The following is an 18,309-nucleotide window of genomic DNA, read 5'->3' on the forward strand; positions in this document are numbered from 1 at the left end:
TCACGGGCAGTTCTCACCACCGCGTGTGCTCGCCCTGGTACGGACCAAAACTACGAAGTCCCCTAGCAGATCTAGGGATTCCCTCAGGGCGCTTTCCAGCCAGTGAGCGAAACCTCCGAGGTCAGCGCCAGACCGGAGCGTCGGTTCCCCAACGGCCGGGCGGGCGACTCCAGTTGAAGCCCCCGCCGCCGGGCCGGACGAGTGGCGAACGGGCGTACCGCAGCGTGCCGTACGGCGATTCCGTCTCGGCCAGCCATGGGGCCGGGTCATGGCCGGGCCCTTCCTCCGCGACCGGGGTGATCCCGTGCAGCAGCCAGGACGCGGTGCCCGCGAGCGAGAGGCGCAGACGCCGCCCGGCGCCGGTGTCCTGGCGCTCGGTCAGTGCGCGCAGCACCGCCGCCGCGATCAGATAGCCGGTGCCGTGGTCCAGCGCCTGCGCGGGCAGCGCCCCCGGGATGCCGTCCGGTCCGGCCTCGAGCGCGGCGATCCCGGTCCCCGCCTGGACCAGGCTGTCGAAGCCGCGGCGGCCGGTCCACGGTCCGGACCAGCCCCAGGCGCACAGATGGACGGCGATCAGCCCGGGGTACCGGTCGGCCAGGGTGTCCGGGTCGAGGCCGAAGCGGTCCAGCGCACCCGGGCGGTAGCCGCTGACCACCACATCGGCACGGGCGAGGAGTTCCCCGAAGGTCCGCCGGTCCCCGGGGTCACCGAGGTCCAGCCGGGCGGAGCGTTTGCCGAACCCGGTGTCGGCGTGCGAGTCCGGGTCCTCGGGCAGTCGCGGCGCGTCGATCCGCAGTACGTCGGCGCCGAGCGCGGCGAGGGTGCGGGTGGCCACCGGTCCGGCGAGGACCCGGGTCAGATCGAGCACCCGCACCCCCTCGGCGGGCAGCGGCGCGGCGGGCAGCGGACGCGCTCCGGCGTCCGGTCCCGGCCGGGCCTCGACCAGCGGGAGTCCGTCCAGCGGCATGGCGGTGGCACCGGGCCGGGCCACGGCCACCGCCAGGGCACCCGCCGGGTACGCCGTCTCCTGCACCTCGTGCGCGCGGCGGCCCGCCAGCTCCGCGCGCAGCCGCTCCACCAGCTGGTCCGGGGTACCGCGGGCGGGGATGCCGAGGGCGGCCAGCAGCCGGGCGCGGTGGTGGGGGTAGTTGGCATGGGTGCGGACCCAGCCGTCGGCCGTCCGCCAGAATCCGGACAGCGGTGCGAACGCGGTCGGCTGCCGTCCGTCGATCCGCAGCAGCCGCTCGCTGTGGAACGCCGTGGCCACCGCGGCCTCGGCCACCCGGATACCGCCCTCCCCCGCCGGCGGACGGCCGGAGCGCCGGGCGTCCAGTTCGGCGGCGGCCAGTGAGCACACCCCCACGGTGGCGCGGGCCATCTCCCGCACCGGGAGCCCGGCGGGCAGCGCTCCGGCCGCCGGTGCGTAGCTCACGGCGGCGGCCGGCTCCGGCGCCCCGCCGAGGGCGGCCCAGGCGTACGCCGTCGCGCTGTCGGCCCCCGCGTGATCGTCCCCGTGGTCGTGCGCGCGGTCATCCCCGTTGTCGTCCATGGGCTGATTCTGTGCCGGGGCGATCACGGGTATGCGGCGTCCGCGTGTGACATGAGCCGGGGCCCGTCCGGCCGACCGGTGTGGTCGATCGGACGGGCCCCGGACCCGTGGCGCGGAGGGACTACTTCTTGAAGCCGTAGTCCATCAGCTTCTTGGCGTCGGAGGTGCGGGCGTCCACCGAGGTGGAGGCGAGCACCGTACCGATCATCGTCTTGCCGTTCCGGGTGGCGGCGAAGACCAGGCAGTACTTGGCCTCCGGACCGGAGCCGGTCTTGACGCCGATCGTGCCCGAGTAGCCGCTGAGCAGGTTGTTGGTGTTGCTCCACGACATGTAGCGGTAGCCGCCGCTCTTCGTGGTCACCTTCTGCTTGGTCGACTTGGTCTTCACGACCGACCGGAAGGTCGAGTACTTCATCGCGTTGCTGGCCAGCTTGGTCAGATCACGCGGGGTGGAGTAGTTCGCCCCGTGCCCGATGCCGTCGAACGAGTCGAAGTGGGTGTTGGCCAGACCCAGGTTCCTGGCGGTGGTGTTCATCTTGCCGATGAACGACTTCACCCGGGCGGACCGCGTGGAGCCACTGCCGAACTTGTCGGCCAGCGCGTACGCCGCGTCACAGCCGGACGGCAGCATCAGCCCGTAGAGCAGCTGCCGGACGGTGACCTTGTCGCCGACGATCAGCCGCGCCGAGGAGGCGTAGTTGTTGTCGACGATGTAGTCGCTGTACGCCTTCTGGACCGTGACCTTGGCGTCGAGGTTGAGGTTCGGCTGGGCGAGCACCACCCTCGCCGTCATGATCTTCGTGGTGGAGCCGGTGGAACGACGGGTGTCCGCGGCCTTGGTGTACAGGCTCTTGCCCGTGCCGTTGTTCATCACATAGCCGCCCTTGGCGGCGATCGAGGGCGTGGCGACCGCGGCGGCCTGCGCGGTGGCGGAGAACGCCCCCGCCGCCAGCACGGCTCCCGCGGTGACGACCGCCGCGGTGGCGCGACGTACGCTCTTCATGCCGTATCTCAAGATAAAACTCCAAATGCCCCTGCCGTACGGCGGCATAGCAATGCCGCTCCACTTGATGACGCGCGACAGGGGCTGATGGATGTGCTCCATGCGGATGTTTTTTCCGCACACTTCCCCGACGGGGCCCGGAGCGCGGAGCGCGGCCCTCCGGGCAGGGGCCTCAGAGCACGAGTGAGAGCAGCATCACAAAGCCGAGCCCGGTCACGGAGATGATGGTCTCCATCACCGACCAGGTCCGCAGGGTCTGCCCCACACTCATCCCGAAGTACTCCTTGACCAGCCAGAACCCCGCGTCGTTCACATGGCTGAAGAAGAGCGAACCGGCGCCGATGGCCAGCACGAGCAGGGCCGTGTGGGTGGTGGACATATCGGCTGCCAGCGGTGCCACCAGACCCGCGGCGGAGATGGTGGCCACCGTCGCCGATCCGGTCGCCAGCCGGATGGCGACCGCGATCAGCCAGGCCAGCAACAGCGCGGAGATGTTCCAGTCCTTGGAGAAGTCCAGGACCATCTGACCGACGCCGATGTCGATGAGCGTCTGCTTGAAACCGCCGCCCGCGCCGACGATCAGCAGGATCCCGGCGATGGGGGCGAGCGAGGTCTCCACGGTGGTGGTGATCCGCTCCTTGGTGAAGCCCGCGGCCCGGCCGAGGGTGAACATCCCGACGATCACCGCGGCCAGCAGCGCGATCAGGGGCGAGCCGATGACGTCCATGGTGCGCTGGACCCCGGCCTCCGGGTCGTCCACCACGATGTCGGTGAGCGCCTTGCCCAGCATCAGCACCACCGGCAGCAGCACGGTGGCCACGGTGGCGGTGAAGCCCGGCCGCCGCTCCAGGTCCTCCGAGGGGCGCTGCGGGATCATCCGGTCCGGCGGGGTGATGTCCACCCAGCGGGCGGCGTACCGGGCGAACAGCGGTCCGGCGATGACCACGGTGGGCAGCGCGACCAGCACCCCGAGGGCCAGGGTGACGCCCAGGTTGGCGTGGACGGCGTCGATCGCGGCCAGCGGACCGGGGTGCGGCGGCACCAGGCCGTGCATCACGGACAGGCCCGCGAGCGCCGGGATGCCGATGCGCATCAGGGAGTAGTTGCCGCGCTTGGCGACCAGCAGGACGACGGGGATCAGCAGCACGATGCCGACCTCGAAGAAGAGCGGCAGTCCGATCAGTCCCGCGATCAGCGCCATCGCCCAGGGCATGGCCCGTCCGCTCGCCCTCGCCAGGATGGTGTCGACGATCTGGTCGGCACCGCCGGAGTCGGCGAGCAGTTTGCCGAGTATCGCGCCCAGCGCGATCAGGACTCCGACACCCGCGACCGTGGTGCCGAGTCCGGCCGTGAAACTGGCGATCGCCTTGTCCAGCGGCGCCCCGGCCGCGGCGCCCAGCACCAGTGAGCCGATGGTCAGCGACAGGAACGCGTGCAGCTTGAACGTGGTGATGAGCAGGACGATGACGGCGATGCCGAGGAGGACGGCGATCCCCAGCTGTGCGTGACCGGCCGAGGTGATCGGCTCGACGGTCTCCGCTGCCAGCATCTCGACGCTGAGTCTGGTCACGGGATGTTCCTTACGTAGCGGTGTCAGTTCTGCGCGATGCGCCGCCGCAGCTCGGCGGCGGCCCGCTCGGCGATGGCCTCGGGCTCCGGGGAGATGTCCACGGCCATGCCGTTCTCGTCCGGCTCGAGCGGTTCGAGCGTGGCGAGCTGGGATGCGAGCATCCGGTCGGAGAAGAAGTGGCCCGTGCGGGCCTTGATCCGCTCGGCGATCCGTGCGCGGTCGCCGGTCAGATGGAGGAAGACCACCTCGGGGTTGGCCGCGCGCAGCCGGTCCCGGTAGCCGCGTTTGAGGGCGGAGCAGCTGACCACCCCGCCACCCGCGGCGTGGTCCCGGGCCCATGCGCCGATGGCGTCGAGCCAGGGCCTGCGGTCCTCGTCGTCCAGCGGGGTCCCGGCCGACATCTTGGCGATGTTGGCGGGCGGGTGGAAGTCGTCGGCCTCGGCGTACGGCACGCCGAGCCGGTCGGCCAGCAGCGGCCCGACCGTGGTCTTGCCCGTTCCGGACACTCCCATGACGACAACTACCTGGGGGACGTGCATTGCGGTGAAACCTCGCTGTCTTCGTCGACCTCGGCGCCGCGGCACACTCAACCTCACAGATACGACGTATTCAAGAGTCCGTGACTCAAAAGTCATACTTATTTGCTCCGAGCGGGGCACGTAGGCTGATCCCATGGACAACCAGGGGCCGGACGATCAGGGGTCCAAGGGGCGGGGGCCGCACGCCCGGGTGCTGCAGACCCTCGGGCCCGCGATCACCGCGGGTGACTATCCGCCGGGCACCGTGCTGCGCACCGATGAGCTGGAGCAGCGGTTCGAGGTGTCCCGCACGGTGGTCCGGGAGGCGGTGCGGGTCCTGGAGTCCATGCACCTGGTGGAGTCCCGGCGCCGGGTCGGGGTGACGGTGCGCCCCGCGGAGGACTGGGATGTCTTCGATCCGCAGGTCATCCGCTGGCGGCTGGCCGGTCCCGACCGCCCCCGCCAGCTCCGCTCGCTGACCGCGCTGCGGTCGTCGGTCGAACCGGCCGCGGCGGCGCTGGCCGCCGAGCACGCCACCCCCGAGCAGTGCGCCGAGCTGACCGAGCACGCCCTCGGCATGGTGGCCACCTCACGCGGGCAGCAGCTCGCCGGATACCTGGTGCACGACATCGCGTTCCACCGGGTGATCCTGCGCGCCTCCGGCAACGAGATGTTCGCGCGGCTCGGCGATGTGGTGGCCGCGGTGCTGACCGGCCGTACCGAGCACGAGGTGATGTTCACCGACCCCGACCCCGAGGCGGTCACCCTGCACGTACGGGTCGCCGAGGCGGTCCGGATGCGGGACGCGGAACGGGCGGAGGCGTACACCCGCGAGATCACCGTGGGCGCCCTGCGCGAGCTGGACATCCTGGCCCCCTAGCCCGTGTCCGCAGCGCCGGACCGCGGGGCGGCCGCCGGCGGCGGCGGGGCCCGGTGCGAGACTGCCCCGATGGCCCTCACCACCGCCGCGCCCTCCGTCGATCCGGTCCGGCTCCGCCCCGGGCTCGCCCCGCACGCCCGCACCACCGTGCGGCTGCATCCGCGGCGCGGCACCCCCGGAGTGACGGACAGTCATCTGGGCGGACCGCTGTACTGGCCCGTCGGTGAGCCCTGGCCGCACTGCGCGGACCACCGGGATGTGGGCGGTCGTCCCCTCGGGCCGTACCCGATGGTCGCGGTGGCCCAGCTGACCGCGGCCGACTTCCCCGAGATCACCTTTCCGGCCGGAACCGATCTGGTCCAGGTGCTGTGGTGCACCGACTGGCACGACCAGCCGCACCCCGAGGGCTGGGGCCAGTCCTGCCGGGTGTTCTGGCGGCGGACCGCGGAGATCACCGCCGTACGGGAGCCCGCCGCCGGGGAACCGGGCACCGGTGACGCGCACGACGAGGACATGGTGCCGCGGCCCTGTGTGCTGCGGCCGGAGCGGGTGGTGGAGTACCCCTGGTACGAGGAGCTGCCCGGCGGACTGGGGGAAGGACTCGGCGAGTGGTACGAGGAGGTGTCCACGTTCCCCGGCTGCAAACTGGGCGGCGCGATGGGCTGGGCGACGACCGATCTCCCGGCGGCGCTGGACTGCGGCGACTGCGGCCGGCCGCTCGCGCTGTTCCTCCAGTTCGACACCTATGAGTTCCTGGGCGGGCCCGAACCCGACCGCTGGTGGCCGCTGGAGGAGCGTCATCTGGTGCCGGGGACCGCGGAGTTCACCGCGGCGCGCGAGCCGACGGGGATGACGGTGGGGCGGGGCGGCCACGCCGGGCTGTTCCTCTGCTCGGCCGACCCCGCCCACCCGCCGTCCTTCTTCACCCAGTAGGACGCACCGGGCGGTCGTTCCGCAGCTGCTCGAAGAGCCGTTGCGCACGCCTGTCGTCCCACTTCACCGCGCTGCCCTTGGACGTCGGGAAGCCGAGGCTCGCCACGGGCACGTTCAGCTGCCTCCCGGACCCGCCCGCGACGCCCCGCATCGCCTCGAACATGGACTTGAGCGTCGGCAGGTCCATGTCCTCGTCCACGATGAGGGTGTCCAGACCGGCCCCCACGGTCGGGAAGACCTTCCACGGCACCAGGGCCTGGCCCGGCTCCGCGGCCTTCTTCGCGAGGGCGGACAGGAACTTCTGCTGGTTCGCGCTCCGGCCGAGGTCACCCTTGGCCTCCTGGTGGCGCTGACGGACGAAGGCCAGCGCCTGGGCGCCGTCCAGGGTCTGGCACCCGGCCTTCAGATCGGCGCCCGACTTCTTGTCCTTGATGGCCCGGTCGAGGCACATCGGGACCCCGCCGACCGAGTCGACGACGTTCACGAAGCCCGCGAAGCCGATCTCCGCGTAGTGGTCGATCCGCAGTCCGGTGTTGTGCTCCACGGTCCGCACCAGCAGCTCGGGACCGCCCAGCGAGAACGCGGCGTTGAGCTTGTTCTTCGACGCTCCGGGGCGTTTGCCGGTCATGGGGTAGGTGAACGGCGGGAGGGTCACCCATGAGTCGCGTGGCAGGCTCATCAGCGTGCTGCCGTGGGCCCCGGTGTGCAGCACCATCATCGAGTCGGTACGGCGCCCCTCGGCCGAGCCCGTGGTCAGATCCTTCTTGTCCTTGCTGGAGAGCCCGTCCCGGCTGTCGGAGCCGACGATCAGGTAGTTGGTGCCCTCGCCCTTGGCGGGGCGGTCCTCGACCCGGCTCAGATCGACATCGGTGTTGAGCTGGGACGTGGCCCAGCCATAGGCGGTACCGGCACCGGCGAGGGCCAGCGCGAGTACGACGACCACCGTCCGCCGCAGCCGCCGGGGCCACCGGCGGCGGGGCGTTCCCCGGCCGCCCTCGCCGCGCCCGCCGCTCGCGGGTTCCTCGCGCGGCCGGTACGGATCCGGCGGTATCCGCCGCAGCGGTACCGGCCGCTGGCGCTCCGGTGGCGGGTCGACGCCCTGGGCGGGCGCGTATCCGGGGTCGGTTCCGTCGTAAGGCCACGGGTTACCGTGGTACGGCCCGTTCCCGTGGTACGGCCCGTTCCCGGCGTACTGCCCGTTCCCGTCGTACGGCCACTGGTTCGGCATGGTCCTCCTCGGCCCGCTCATCGGGATGACAGGCTCTCCGGCCGCGCGGCCGGGTCGTAGGTCAGCTGGTCACCGGCCGAACCGGAGCGCTGCATGCGGTGCCAGCGCAGCCGGGTGCCGAACAGGGCGCTGACCACGGACTGGATGATCACCAGATACATCAACTGCCGGTAGACGAAGAGCTGGAAGGGCATCGACCACAGGGCCCTCAGCCGCTCCTTGTCCAGCCGCAGCGCGTATCCGGCACCGAGGAGCTGCACCACCAGGAATGCGAACCACACGCCGATCGACTCCAGCGGATCGGTGAACAGCACGCCGTACACCGCGAAGACGTCCACGATGGGCGCCATCAGCGGCAGCACGATCTGGAAGACGAAGAGGTACGGCAGCGCCCGGCGGGCGAAGCGTCCGGCGGGCCCCATCTCGACCAGCGCCCGCCGGTGCTTCCACATGCTCTGGAGGGTGCCGTAGCACCAGCGGTAGCGCTGCCGCCACAACTGGCGCAGTGAGGTGGGCACCTCGGTCCAGGCGATGGCGGACTCCTCGTAGACGACCCGCCAGCCCGCCCGCCACAGCGCCATGGTGAGGTCGGTGTCCTCGGCGAGGGTGTCCTCGCTGACCCCGCCGACGCCCATCAGCGCGTCACGGCGGAAGGCACCGATGGCGCCGGGGATGGTCGGCATGCACTCCAGCACCTCGTACATCCGGCGGTCGAGGTTGAACCCGAAGACGTACTCCAGGTGCTGCCAACGGCCCAGCAGACGACGGCGGTTGCCGACCTTGGTGTTGCCGCTGACCGCGCCGATGGCGGGGTGGGCCAGCGGCTGGATGAGCCGCTGGACGGTCTCGGGCTCGAAGACGGTGTCGGCGTCGACCATGACCACGATGTCGTGGTGCGCGTGGATCAGACCGGTGTTGAGGGCGGCCGCCTTGCCCGCGTTGCGCTGGCGGATCACCATGACCCGGGGGTCGTCGATCCCGGTGGCGAGATCGACGGTGCGGTCCGTAGACCCGTCGTCGATGACGATGACCTGGAGCTGCCGGTGGGTGGAGGCGAGCAGCGACCGCACGGTGGACTCGATCCCCGCCTCCTCGTTGTAGGCGGGGACCAGGATCGTCACCGGTTCGTCGACCTCGCGCAGCCAGGGCGCGCCGGGCCGGAAGCGGTGCAGCCGCCGGACATGGGCCCGTGCGAGGAAGAGGAGCACCAGCAGCCGCAGCAGGGCCAGCGCCCCGGCGATGCCGAGCACCCAGGTCATGGCGGTGACGAAGGAGTGCCCGATGCCCTGGACCTGGATCAGCGCCCGGCCCTGCCAGTGGCCGACGGTGGAGGCCGGGGCGTTGACCGAGGACTGGCCGAGCCCCCCGGACACGGTGGTGAACCTCTCCACCTTCCGGTTTCCGAGGAGCTTCTTCACCTGGCCGTAGGCGGTGTCCGTCTGGCTGTACTGCCGGACGACACCCCGCTCCGGCTTCCGCAGCGGCCGGTCGGCCGCGATCACGAGGTACCCCTGGGCGGCGGCGCGCCGCGCGGCGGTCCACTCGCCGCCGCACAGGGTGTCCGCCTGGGTGGTGAGCGGCAGCCGCAGGAGCTTGGTGGTGACACCGGTGGTGCCCGCCAGCGCGGTCTGGGCCAGTGAGAGTTCCAGCCGGGTACGCGGCCCGGAGGCCGTTCCCAGGTCGGAACCGGTGTAGGTGAGCGAACCGAGTTCGTGCCCCTCGGCGCGGATCCGCCGGACCAGCTCCGGGTGGCGGACCGCCTGGGCGCCGGAGACGAAGAAGGTGGCGTGTGCGCGGTGCTCGCGCAACAGGTTCAGCAGGCGCGGGGTCCACACCGGATCGGGGCCCCCGTCGAAGGTGAGGGCGACGGTGCGGGCCGGCATCCCGGCCGTCTGCACCGTGCCGTCGGCGATGCGCAGCACCGGCTCACCGGTGTCGGCGGCCTTGGGGATGGGGTGGGTGCAGGGTTTCCGCGTCGGCTCGGAGGCGACCTCGTGGGTGGTCCAGCCCTCGAAGACCAGCGCGGCGGCGACCGCGGAGATGACGATGATCAGCAGCAGCCAGTGGCCGCGCGGCGGGGGGCGGAGTGCATGGCGGCTCACCAGGGGCTGCCTCCGGTGCGCGGGGCCGTGGCAAGGGGCGCGGACACCCCGGCGCCGTGGAGGTGTGCGCCGGACCAGGACCCGGAGGCCGGGGCGCTGCCGGTGGTGGAGAGCTCAGCGGTCCCGGGAGGCTCCGTCTCGTCCTGCCAGATCACCCCGGACAGGGCCGCCGCCAGCAGCAGCAGAAAGCCGAGGCAGACACCGCCGACCGCCAGCGCCACAAGCCTCAGCAGCTGCCTCCGGCCGCCGGAGGCGTTGACGAATATCTGTCCGTTGTGTTTTCTGCGCCGTCGCTTCGCGGTCACCTTCTTCACCATGTGGCGGGAGTGTAGTGATGATCTTACGTATGCGTGACCGCATCGGAAGAGCCCGTTCCGCACCGCTCAGGGTGCCGCGGGGTCCGAATGTCCGGCCGACTGCCCCGCCAGCTGGGGCCAGTGCTCGAACCAGCGCTGGTCGGCCTCCAGCTGGGCGGCCAGCGAAATGAGACGGGGCTCACTCCCCGCCGGGCCGAGGAGCTGGGCTCCCAGCGGCAGGGTGTTGCCGGCGTCGGCGAACCCGGCCGGTACGTTCACCCCCGGCCATCCCAGGACGTTCCACGGCCAGGCGTAGGGGCAGGCCGCGATCATCGCGCGGTCGGTGCGCCACCCGGAGAGCCCGGACATCGCCCCGATCCGCAGCGGCGGGGTGGCGGTCGTCGGGGCCAGCACCACATCGAATCCGTGCCGGTGGAAGATGGCGCCGACCCGGCGGTGCAGCCGCAGCTCCGCGGCGCGCGCCCAGCGCAGCGGACCGCCGCCGAGCATCCGTCCGTGGCGGGCGGCGGCCTGGGTGCGGACGTCCAGCAGGCCCTGGTCCGGCACCCGCGCGGCCCATTCGCGGATCCCGGCGGTGGCGCGCGGCACGAAGGCGAGCCCGACCATCCCGTAGCGCGGCTCGGCCTCGACGACCTCGTGGCCGAGGGCGGCCAGCCGCTCCGCGAGCCGCAGCACCGCGGCCTCGACCACCGGGTCCAGCTCCTTGGGCGTCCCCGTGAACGCCGGCTTGAGCGAGAGCGCGATCCGCAGCCGTCCCGGGTCGCGGCCCACCGCGGACAGCACGTCCACCGGCTCGGGCCGGTGGAGGTCGCTCTCATGGTTGCCGCTGGCGGCGTGCAGCAGCAGGGCGGCGTCCGCGACCGTGCGGGCCAGCGGGCCGTTGCAGGTGATGCCGTTGAACGCCTCGGCGTCCGGCCAGGTGGAGATCCGCCCGCGCTGCGGTTTGATGCCCACCAGATGGGTCCAGGCGGCGGGGATCCGCACCGAGCCCGCGCCGTCCGAGCCCAGCGCGGCGGGGACCAGCCCGGCGGCGACGGCGGCCGCGGCCCCACCGGAGGAACCGCCGGGGGTGTGCGCGGGGTTCCAGGGGTTACGGGTCTCACCGAAGGCCGGGCCCTCGGTGAAGGGCCACTGGCCCAGCTCGGGGGTGTTGGTCTTGCCGACGATCACCGCACCGGCCGCCCGCAGCCGCCGGACGACCTCGCCGTCCTCGGTCTTGAGGGGGAACTCCCCGGGGCAGCCGAACGCCGTCGGCTCCCCCGCCAGATCCGTATCGTCCTTGATCGCGATCGGCACCCCGAGCAGCGGCGCCCGCTCCCCCGCCGCCAGCCGCCGGTCCGCCTCGTCGGCCTCCCGCAGCGCGGCCTCGGTCCGGACCCGGCGGAAGGCGTTGAGGGTGCCCTGCGTCGCGGCGATGCGCTCCAGCGCCTGTTCGACCAGGGCGCGGGAGGACACCTCGCCACCGGCCAGCGCACGGGCCTGTTCGCCCAGACCCTTGGGAATGACGCTGGTCACCCTGGACCTCCTCGATTCGCACGGATTCGCACGCGGAACGGCGTGACGGTACACGGCCTACGGGTGAGTTCGGCCACTCCCCCTTTACCCCGGGTGGGTCGTCACGCACCCTGGTGAAGCACGGGGTGACCGATTCATCCCGTTCGTCACGATCATCTCCGAGCACCGAGGACACCCGCATGACCGACATGGCGGCACGCCGCATCGGCCTCCGTCCCCGCACCGGCGGCCCGAAGGACGACGACCAGCTGAAGGAGCACATCGCGGGATGGGCCCTCGCCATCGTGATCGCGATGCTCACCGTCCAGCTCGGACTCTTCTTCTAGGCCGCTGTCAGGCCGCGCAGGCCGCTTCCAGGCCGCGACGCCCCGCGTCCCGCGTCAGCGCACCCGCCGCAGCTCCGGACCACCCGCCGACGGGCCGTCCGGCAGCCCACCACCGGTGCGGCCCCGCAGCCAGGTGTCGAAGAACCCCCGCACACAGGCCCGCTCGGCGGCCATCGCCCGCCGCGGCCGGACCGTGCCGAGCACCTCGGTGACGGTCCTGCCCGGCAGACCGAGCCGCCGGACGATCTGCGGCAGCAGCGCGACGGCGTCGGTGAACGCCGCATGGCGCGAGCCGCGCAGCGTCAGATCGAACCGCGGCCCGGAGCTGTGGTCCCACAGCGCGCCCCACGAGGGCACGGTGTGGTGATCGTTGCCCTCCATGCCCATGAGCAGCACGGGCCGGTCCACCCCGTCCCGCGCGGCGGTCGAGAGGTTCCCCGGGTCGTGGTCCTCCCTGACGTGGGCCAGCACACCGTCCAGGTTCGCGGCCGCCGCGATCCGCCGGTCGTCGTGCATGCCCTGCACGGCCGCGAACCCGCCCGCGGACTGTCCGAACATCCCGACGGCCGAGACCTCCGTCCCGGCCGGGACCAGCGTCTCCAGCCGGTCGAGGACGAAGCGGGTGTCGGCCACCCGCACCGCGCAGGTCTTCTCCAGCAGGGCGGTGAAGGTCCCCTCGCGCTCGGCCCGCTCCCACTCCTCCGGCAGCCGGCTGGTCTCCACCCGGCCGTCCGGGAACTCGACCGCCGACGCGTCGTAGGTGTGGTCGACGCAGACCACGACATATCCGTATGAGGCCAGCTCATCGGTGAGGGTGGTGCCCAGCGAACGCGGATCGCCGACACCGGGCGAGTAGAGCACCACGGGCCACCGGCCGGTGCCGCACCGCGCGGCCGGGGCGCCCCGGTGCCCGAAGGTCCGGGTCGCGGCCCAGTCGACGCGCCCCTCCGGCACACCGGTGAAGGAGTTCAGCCGGTCGAAACCGGCCGCCTCGCCCGGCAGCAGCTGCGCCGCACGCGGATACCCCCCGACGTCCCGGGCCGGATAGCGGACGCTGATCATCAGCTCCCGGGAGGGCCTGGCCGCCACCCAGGGATCGGGGCGGGCGTGGTCGACGAGGTGGCGGGAGACGGTGCCGACGGGATACGGCCCGGTCGGGGCGGGCAGCGTCAGCCGGGCCCGGCCGCCGGAGGTGTGCGGTGCGGCCCGGGCGGCGGGCGCGGCGACCGCCGCCCCCAGTGCGGCGAACGCCGCGGCGGCCAGTAATCCCCTGCGGTCCGGCCCGTGGCCGGAGGTGCGCTGATCCATACCCAGAAGGCTCCCGTCCGCGCCGGTCGCGCCGCCATCCGGCTGCCCACCGTTCCGGGGTGGGGTCCGCCCCCGTGGGCCCCGCACCCATGGTCCAGCATGCTGCACCACGCCGTATGCCATAGTGGACCAGCCGGACCCACGCGCGAGCGCGCCACCGCAGGGAGAGAACCATGATCAACGACGTAGCGGGCTGGCTGGAGTCCGCCGCCATCGACCCGGCCGTCCACGCGCTGCGCCCCGACTACCGCGCGCTGCTCATCACCGCGGAGGGGCTGCGCCCCGGACCGGGTGACGGCTTGAGCGAACGCCTGCTGGCCGAGGCCGAGTCGGCCGCCCGGGAGCGGTTCGGGGACGGGCCGGTGGAGGAGGACCCGCACCTCGCCGCCTGGCGCGAGGCGTTCCGCGGCTTCGGGGCCAAGCCGCAGCGCACCCGGCCCAGCGCGGAGGCCCTGCTGCGCCGGGTCGGCGCCGGTCTGCCCCGGGTGGACCGGCTGACCGACCTCTACAACGCGGTCTCGGTCACCCACGCGGTGCCCCTGGGCGGTGAGGACCTGGACCACTACAGCGGCCCCGCGCGGTTGGTACGTGCCACCGGCGAGGAGGACTTCGTGACCACGGCCGGGGGCGAGGCCGTCACCGAGCACCCCGCGCCGGGCGAGGTGGTCTGGCGGGACGACGCGGGTGTCACCTGCCGTCGCTGGAACTGGCGCCAGTGCGTCCGCACCCGGCTCACCCACACCACCACCCGGGCCTTCTTCGTCCTGGACGCGCTCGGGCCGCTGGACGACATCGCGCTGAAGGCGGCAGGTGACCAGCTGACCGAGGCCCTGGCGGAAAGCAGCCCCGGGGTGCGGCTCGCGTCCCGGCTGGTGACGGGCGGCTGACGGCGGCCGCGCCACGGCCCGCACACGACACAGGCGACACGACAAAGGCAAGGAGTTCGACCACTCCTTGCCACTCTCAACATATAGCGCACCGGGGGCCTTGCGGCAAGGCCCCCTCCGTACCGCAGAATTCACCGTCCGAAAGCGATGACCTGCGGAAACGGGGGATTGTCAATGATCGATGTGATCATCGCCGGGGGTGGTCCGACCGGGCTGATGCTGGCCTGCGAGCTGCGGCTGGCCGGGGTGCGGACGGTCGTGCTGGAGAAGCTGGCCGAGCCGACGAGCCAGTCCCGCGGTCAGGGGCTGCACGCACGCAGCGTGGAGCTGATGGCCCAGCGCGGTCTGCTCGACCGGTTTCTGGCGGTCAGTGAGACGTTCCAGGCCGGTGGTCTCTTCGGCGGCATCGTCACACCGTGGCCGGACGGGCTGGACACGGCCCACCCCTACGGCGTCGCCACTCCGCAGCCGGTCACCGAACGGCTGTTGCAGGAACGCGCCCTGGAACTGGGCGCCGAGATCCGGCGCGGCCGTGAAGTGACCGGGCTGAGCCAGGACGAGGACGGAGTGACGGTCGAACTGGCCGACGGGACCCGGCTGCGCTCGCGCTACCTGGTCGGCTGTGACGGCGGCCGCAGCACGGTGCGCAAGCGGCTCGGCGTCGGTTTCCCCGGCCTGCCCGCCACGGTCGAGACGCTGCTGGGCGAAATGGAGATGACCGAGGATCCGGCGACGGTCGCCGCCGTCGTCGCGGAGGTCCGCAGGACCCAGCTGCGGTTCGGCGTCACCCCGGGTGAACACGGGGTGTGCCGTGTCGTCGTACCCGCCGACGGGGTGGCGGAGGACCGTGCGGCCGAGCCGACCTTCGAGGAGTTCACCCAGCGGCTGCGGGCCGTCGCGGGCACCGACTTCGGCGCGCACTCACCGCGCTGGCTGTCCCGGTTCGGCGACGCCACCCGGCAGGCCGAGCGCTACCGGGTCGGCCGGGTGCTGCTGGCCGGGGACGCGGCGCATATCCACCCGCCGACCGGCGGACAGGGACTCAACCTCGGTGTGCAGGACGCGTTCAACCTCGGCTGGAAGCTGGCCGCGACGGTCAACGGCTGGGCCCCGGAGGGGCTGCTGGACAGCTACCACTCCGAACGGCACCCGGTGGGCGCGGCCGTACTGGACAACACCCGCGCGCAGATCACGCTGCTGGGCACCGATCCGGGCGCCACCGCGCTGCGTGAGCTGTTCTCCCGGCTGATGGACTTCGAGGAGGTGAACCGGTACGTGACCGGGATGATCACCGCGGTCGGGGTCCGCTATGACGTCGGCGAGGGCCATGAACTGCTGGGCCTGCGGATGCGGGACCTGGAGCTGAAGCGCGGCCGTCTCTACGAGCTGACGCACGACGGCCGCGGGCTGCTGCTCGACCAGACCGGACGGCTGTCGGTGGCGGGCTGGGCGGACCGGGTCGACCACGTCGTGGACGTCAGCGGCGAACTGGAGGTGCCCGCGGTGCTGTTGCGGCCGGACGGCCATGTGGTGTGGGCCGGTGAGGATCAGCGGGAGCTGCTCGCCCGGCTGCCGCGGTGGTTCGGCACCGCCACCTGAGCACGGGCGGGGACGGCCGTCCGGGGCGCGGGACCGGGGATCAGAACAGCGCCTGCTGTCCGCCCGTCGGCGGATCGTCCCCGCCGAACAGTTTCGGCGGGGCGCTGAGCAGCGGCGCGATCCGCCGCGACCCGGGACAGGAGACCAGTTCGTAGTCGGAGCGGCGGCCCGGCGGATCGTGGCGGGCGAACCGCCCGCCCACGACCGCGATCTCTCGGGTGCAGACCGGACAGGCGCGGCGGGGAGCAGACATGACCCCAGTGTCGCTCACCCGCCGCCGAGGCCGCGGGCCAGTTCGCGCGCGGACTCACGGGTGAAGCCGCCCGAGATGACCACCGTGCCGCCGGTGATGGAGCTCGGCACCGACGGGGCGGACAGCACCCGGCCGTCGCGCACGATCGCGAGCTGGTTCCCCGGCGGCTGCTGGGTGGAGAGCTCCTGGGTGAGCCGGGCGAAGCGTGCGGCGTCCCGGCTGTTGAAGGTGACGGTGACGATGTGGCCACCGCCGTTCTCGTCATGACCCGCCTCGGCGGACCGGGGCTCGTCGACGGTCATCCCGTCGTCCGGCCGGACCACGTAACAGATCTCCTCCCGGTCCTGGTAGGTGGCGTAGCCGTCCGGGTCCGCGGTGAACGGCACGCTCGGACAGGTCCCGGGGGCCGACATCACCACGGGCAGCAGACGCAGCGGCTCCGCGAGCGGTGTGGCGGTGCGGGGCGCACCGGTGTCCGCCGGGGCGCTCGCCGTGACACTCGCGCTGGGGGCGGGGCCGCCGCGCGGGTCCCTGCCGCCCCCGCCGTCACCGTCGTCGCCACCGCATCCCGTGAGCGCCGCCATCACCAGCACCAGCCCCACGGCCGCCGCGCCCCGTACCCGTCCGGCCCCCATCGGCCCGCCCCTCGCCGTCGTCCGCGTTCCCGTCCGTGCACCCGGACTCCCGTCCGTGAACCCCGGACCGCTCAGAATGCATCAGCGGGCACATAGGTGCCCCACACTTCGCGCAACGCGTCACACACCTCGCCCAGCGTGGCCCGTGCCGCCAGCGCGTCCTTCATCGGATAGAGCACATTGGCCGTGCCCGGCTCGCTCTCCGCCGCCTTCTTCAGCGCCGCCAGCGCCGTACGGACCGCCTCCCCGTCCCGCCCGGCGCGCAGCCCCGCCAGCCGCTCGCGCTGCCGGTCCTCGATCGCCGGGTCCACCCGCAGCGGCTGATAGGGCTCTTCCTCCTCCAGCCGGAAGCGGTTGACGCCCACCACCACCCGCTCGCCGTCGTCCTGCTCCCGCGCGATGCGATAGGCGTTGCGCTCGATCTCCTCCTTCTGGAAGCCCTGTTCGATGGCGGCCACGGCACCGCCCCGGTCCTCCACCCGCCGCATCAGGTCCAGGGCGGCGGCCTCCACCGCGTCGGTCAGCGACTCGACGGCGTACGAGCCCGCGAACGGGTCGACGGTGGCCGTCACATCCGTCTCGTACGCCAGCACCTGCTGGGTGCGCAGCGCCAGCCGGGCGGACTTGTCCGTGGGCAGCGCGATGGCCTCGTCGAAGGCGTTGGTGTGCAGCGACTGGGTGCCACCGAGGACGGCCGCGAGCCCCTGCACCGCGACCCGCACCAGATTGACCTCGGGCTGCTGCGCGGTGAGCTGGACCCCCGCCGTCTGGGTGTGGAAGCGCAGCATCTGCGACTTGGGGTTCCGGGCGCCGAACTCCTCGCGCATCACCCGCGCCCAGATCCGCCGCGCGGCCCGGAACTTGGCGACCTCCTCCAGCAGGGTGGTGCGGGAGACGAAGAAGAACGACAGCCGTGGCGCGAAGTCGTCGACGTCCATGCCCGCGGCCACCGCCGTGCGCACGTACGCGATGCCGTCGGCCAGGGTGAAGGCGATCTCCTGCGCGGGTGACGCCCCGGCCTCGGCCATGTGGTAGCCGGAGATCGAGATCGTGTTCCACCTGGGCAGCTCGGCCCGGCAGTACTTGAAGGTGTCGGCGACCAGCCGCAGCGAGGGTCCGGGCGGGAAGATGTAGGTCCCGCGCGCGATGTACTCCTTGAGCACGTCGTTCTGGATCGTGCCGGTCAGCAGCTCCCCCGTCACCCCCTGCTCCTCGGCCACGAGTTGGTAGAGGAGCAGCAGCAGCGCGGCGGGCGCGTTGATGGTCATGGAGGTCGAGACCCGGTCCAGCGGGATGCCGTCGAAGAGCACCCGCATGTCCTCGACCGAGTCGATGGCCACGCCCACCTTGCCGACCTCGCCGTGGGCCAGTTCGGCGTCGGAGTCGTACCCCATCTGGGTCGGCAGGTCGAAGGCGACCGAGAGCCCGGTGGTGCCGTGTTCGATCAACTGCCGGTAGCGGGCGTTGGACTCGGTGGCGGTGCCGAACCCGGCGTACTGCCGCATGGTCCAGGGGCGGCCGGTGTACATCGTCGGGTAGACCCCGCGGGTGAAGGGGTACGCCCCGGGCTCGCCCAGCAGCGCGTCCGGGTCCCGGCCGGTGAGCGCGCCGGGTCCGTACACCGGTTCGACAGGGAATCCCGACTCCGACTCGCGCGCCATGGCTCCACGCCTTCCTGGTGGCTGA

17 protein-coding genes are annotated in these 18,309 nt (G+C 72.5%); 5 read left to right on the forward strand and 12 right to left on the reverse strand.

What is annotated here, in order from left to right:
• Positions 1–121 precede the first annotated feature (121 nt).
• The 4 genes from AC07FT_RS26915 to AC07FT_RS26930 all read right to left on the reverse strand — a co-directional run bounded on the left by AC07FT_RS26915 (position 122) and on the right by AC07FT_RS26930 (position 4,661).
• The gene (locus AC07FT_RS26915) at positions 122–1,549 is read right to left on the reverse strand and encodes a CoA transferase (RefSeq protein WP_479178409.1); all 1,428 of its coding nucleotides are present in this window, start codon (positions 1,547–1,549) and stop codon (positions 122–124) included.
• 121 nt (positions 1,550–1,670) lie between these two features.
• Entirely contained in the window at positions 1,671–2,552 is an 882-nt protein-coding gene (locus tag AC07FT_RS26920) for a D-alanyl-D-alanine carboxypeptidase family protein (protein ID WP_479178410.1), read from the reverse strand.
• Positions 2,553–2,724: 172 nt separating this feature from the next.
• On the reverse strand, positions 2,725–4,122 hold the full coding sequence (locus tag AC07FT_RS26925; RefSeq protein ID WP_479178412.1) for a GntT/GntP/DsdX family permease: 1,398 nt from the start codon (positions 4,120–4,122) through the stop codon (positions 2,725–2,727).
• Positions 4,123–4,145: 23 nt separating this feature from the next.
• Complete coding sequence (locus tag AC07FT_RS26930; protein WP_479178413.1) at positions 4,146–4,661, reverse strand: gluconokinase; 516 nt, start codon at positions 4,659–4,661, stop codon at positions 4,146–4,148.
• A gap of 133 nt (positions 4,662–4,794) precedes the next feature.
• Here AC07FT_RS26930 and AC07FT_RS26935 point away from each other — a divergent pair, with 133 nt between their 5' ends.
• Positions 4,795–5,520, forward strand: coding sequence for a FadR/GntR family transcriptional regulator (locus AC07FT_RS26935; RefSeq protein ID WP_479178414.1), 726 nt, complete (start codon positions 4,795–4,797; stop codon positions 5,518–5,520).
• Between the two features lie 69 nt (positions 5,521–5,589).
• Positions 5,590–6,453: a YwqG family protein gene (locus AC07FT_RS26940; protein WP_479178416.1), complete on the forward strand. Its 864-nt coding sequence runs from the start codon at positions 5,590–5,592 to the stop codon at positions 6,451–6,453.
• Here AC07FT_RS26940 and AC07FT_RS26945 read toward each other — a convergent pair.
• The 4 genes from AC07FT_RS26945 to AC07FT_RS26960 all read right to left on the reverse strand — a co-directional run bounded on the left by AC07FT_RS26945 (position 6,443) and on the right by AC07FT_RS26960 (position 11,615).
• Positions 6,443–7,681 carry an LCP family protein gene (locus tag AC07FT_RS26945; protein ID WP_479178417.1) on the reverse strand — a complete coding sequence of 413 codons (1,239 nt, stop codon included), beginning with the start codon at positions 7,679–7,681 and terminating at the stop codon, positions 6,443–6,445. The two genes, AC07FT_RS26940 and AC07FT_RS26945, sit on opposite strands and share 11 nt — an antisense overlap.
• A gap of 17 nt (positions 7,682–7,698) precedes the next feature.
• Entirely contained in the window at positions 7,699–9,786 is a 2,088-nt protein-coding gene (locus AC07FT_RS26950) for a bifunctional polysaccharide deacetylase/glycosyltransferase family 2 protein (RefSeq protein ID WP_479178497.1), read from the reverse strand.
• Positions 9,780–10,100, reverse strand: a complete 321-nt coding sequence (locus AC07FT_RS26955) for a hypothetical protein (RefSeq protein WP_479178419.1) — start codon at positions 10,098–10,100, stop codon at positions 9,780–9,782. The genes AC07FT_RS26950 and AC07FT_RS26955 overlap by 7 nt, the downstream gene beginning before the upstream one ends.
• Positions 10,101–10,166: 66 nt before the next feature.
• Entirely contained in the window at positions 10,167–11,615 is a 1,449-nt protein-coding gene (locus tag AC07FT_RS26960) for an amidase (RefSeq protein WP_479178420.1), read from the reverse strand.
• A 179-nt stretch (positions 11,616–11,794) separates the two neighbouring features.
• Here AC07FT_RS26960 and AC07FT_RS26965 point away from each other — a divergent pair, with 179 nt between their 5' ends.
• Positions 11,795–11,941 (forward strand): SCO1431 family membrane protein, encoded by a 147-nt coding sequence (locus AC07FT_RS26965; RefSeq protein ID WP_479178421.1) that lies wholly within the window; start codon positions 11,795–11,797, stop codon positions 11,939–11,941.
• A gap of 54 nt (positions 11,942–11,995) precedes the next feature.
• Here AC07FT_RS26965 and AC07FT_RS26970 read toward each other — a convergent pair whose 3' ends face one another.
• A complete protein-coding gene (locus AC07FT_RS26970) occupies positions 11,996–13,249 on the reverse strand; it encodes an alpha/beta hydrolase family protein (protein WP_479178423.1) in 1,254 nt (417 codons plus the stop codon).
• Between the two features lie 173 nt (positions 13,250–13,422).
• Between AC07FT_RS26970 and AC07FT_RS26975 the strand changes: the two genes are divergently transcribed.
• Together AC07FT_RS26975 and rox are read left to right on the forward strand one after the other, a co-directional pair.
• Positions 13,423–14,136 carry a B3/B4 domain-containing protein gene (locus AC07FT_RS26975; RefSeq protein WP_479178425.1) on the forward strand — a complete coding sequence of 238 codons (714 nt, stop codon included), beginning with the start codon at positions 13,423–13,425 and terminating at the stop codon, positions 14,134–14,136.
• Positions 14,137–14,310: 174 nt separating this feature from the next.
• On the forward strand, positions 14,311–15,735 hold the full coding sequence (gene rox, locus AC07FT_RS26980) for a rifampin monooxygenase (RefSeq protein WP_479178426.1): 1,425 nt from the start codon (positions 14,311–14,313) through the stop codon (positions 15,733–15,735).
• A 40-nt stretch (positions 15,736–15,775) separates the two neighbouring features.
• Here rox and AC07FT_RS26985 read toward each other — a convergent pair whose 3' ends face one another.
• The 3 genes from AC07FT_RS26985 to AC07FT_RS26995 all read right to left on the reverse strand — a co-directional run bounded on the left by AC07FT_RS26985 (position 15,776) and on the right by AC07FT_RS26995 (position 18,284).
• The gene (locus AC07FT_RS26985) at positions 15,776–15,988 is read right to left on the reverse strand and encodes a hypothetical protein (protein WP_432037293.1); all 213 of its coding nucleotides are present in this window, start codon (positions 15,986–15,988) and stop codon (positions 15,776–15,778) included.
• Between the two features lie 14 nt (positions 15,989–16,002).
• Positions 16,003–16,623 (reverse strand): SecDF P1 head subdomain-containing protein, encoded by a 621-nt coding sequence (locus tag AC07FT_RS26990; protein ID WP_479178428.1) that lies wholly within the window; start codon positions 16,621–16,623, stop codon positions 16,003–16,005.
• A 71-nt stretch (positions 16,624–16,694) separates the two neighbouring features.
• On the reverse strand, positions 16,695–18,284 hold the full coding sequence (locus AC07FT_RS26995) for an acyl-CoA mutase large subunit family protein (protein ID WP_479178429.1): 1,590 nt from the start codon (positions 18,282–18,284) through the stop codon (positions 16,695–16,697).
• Positions 18,285–18,309: the final 25 nt, after the last annotated feature.

The organism is Streptomyces sp. NPDC045899, from assembly GCF_056431485.1.

Excerpts from the sequence above, each read along its gene's own strand:
- AC07FT_RS26965 (WP_479178421.1), top strand. The coding sequence starts at position 11,795 with ATGACCGACATGGCGGCACGCCGCATCGGCCTCCGTCCCCGCACCGGC.
- rox (WP_479178426.1), top strand. The coding sequence starts at position 14,311 with ATGATCGATGTGATCATCGCCGGGGGTGGTCCGACCGGGCTGATGCTG.
- AC07FT_RS26995 (WP_479178429.1), bottom strand. The coding sequence starts at position 18,284 with ATGGCGCGCGAGTCGGAGTCGGGATTCCCTGTCGAACCGGTGTACGGA.
- AC07FT_RS26955 (WP_479178419.1), bottom strand. The coding sequence starts at position 10,100 with ATGGTGAAGAAGGTGACCGCGAAGCGACGGCGCAGAAAACACAACGGA.
- AC07FT_RS26945 (WP_479178417.1), bottom strand. The coding sequence starts at position 7,681 with ATGCCGAACCAGTGGCCGTACGACGGGAACGGGCAGTACGCCGGGAAC.
- AC07FT_RS26970 (WP_479178423.1), bottom strand. The coding sequence starts at position 13,249 with ATGGATCAGCGCACCTCCGGCCACGGGCCGGACCGCAGGGGATTACTG.
- AC07FT_RS26940 (WP_479178416.1), top strand. The coding sequence starts at position 5,590 with ATGGCCCTCACCACCGCCGCGCCCTCCGTCGATCCGGTCCGGCTCCGC.
- AC07FT_RS26920 (WP_479178410.1), bottom strand. The coding sequence starts at position 2,552 with ATGAAGAGCGTACGTCGCGCCACCGCGGCGGTCGTCACCGCGGGAGCC.
- AC07FT_RS26985 (WP_432037293.1), bottom strand. The coding sequence starts at position 15,988 with ATGTCTGCTCCCCGCCGCGCCTGTCCGGTCTGCACCCGAGAGATCGCG.
- AC07FT_RS26930 (WP_479178413.1), bottom strand. The coding sequence starts at position 4,661 with ATGCACGTCCCCCAGGTAGTTGTCGTCATGGGAGTGTCCGGAACGGGC.
- AC07FT_RS26990 (WP_479178428.1), bottom strand. The coding sequence starts at position 16,623 with ATGGGGGCCGGACGGGTACGGGGCGCGGCGGCCGTGGGGCTGGTGCTG.
- AC07FT_RS26975 (WP_479178425.1), top strand. The coding sequence starts at position 13,423 with ATGATCAACGACGTAGCGGGCTGGCTGGAGTCCGCCGCCATCGACCCG.
- AC07FT_RS26935 (WP_479178414.1), top strand. The coding sequence starts at position 4,795 with ATGGACAACCAGGGGCCGGACGATCAGGGGTCCAAGGGGCGGGGGCCG.
- AC07FT_RS26915 (WP_479178409.1), bottom strand. The coding sequence starts at position 1,549 with ATGGACGACAACGGGGATGACCGCGCGCACGACCACGGGGACGATCAC.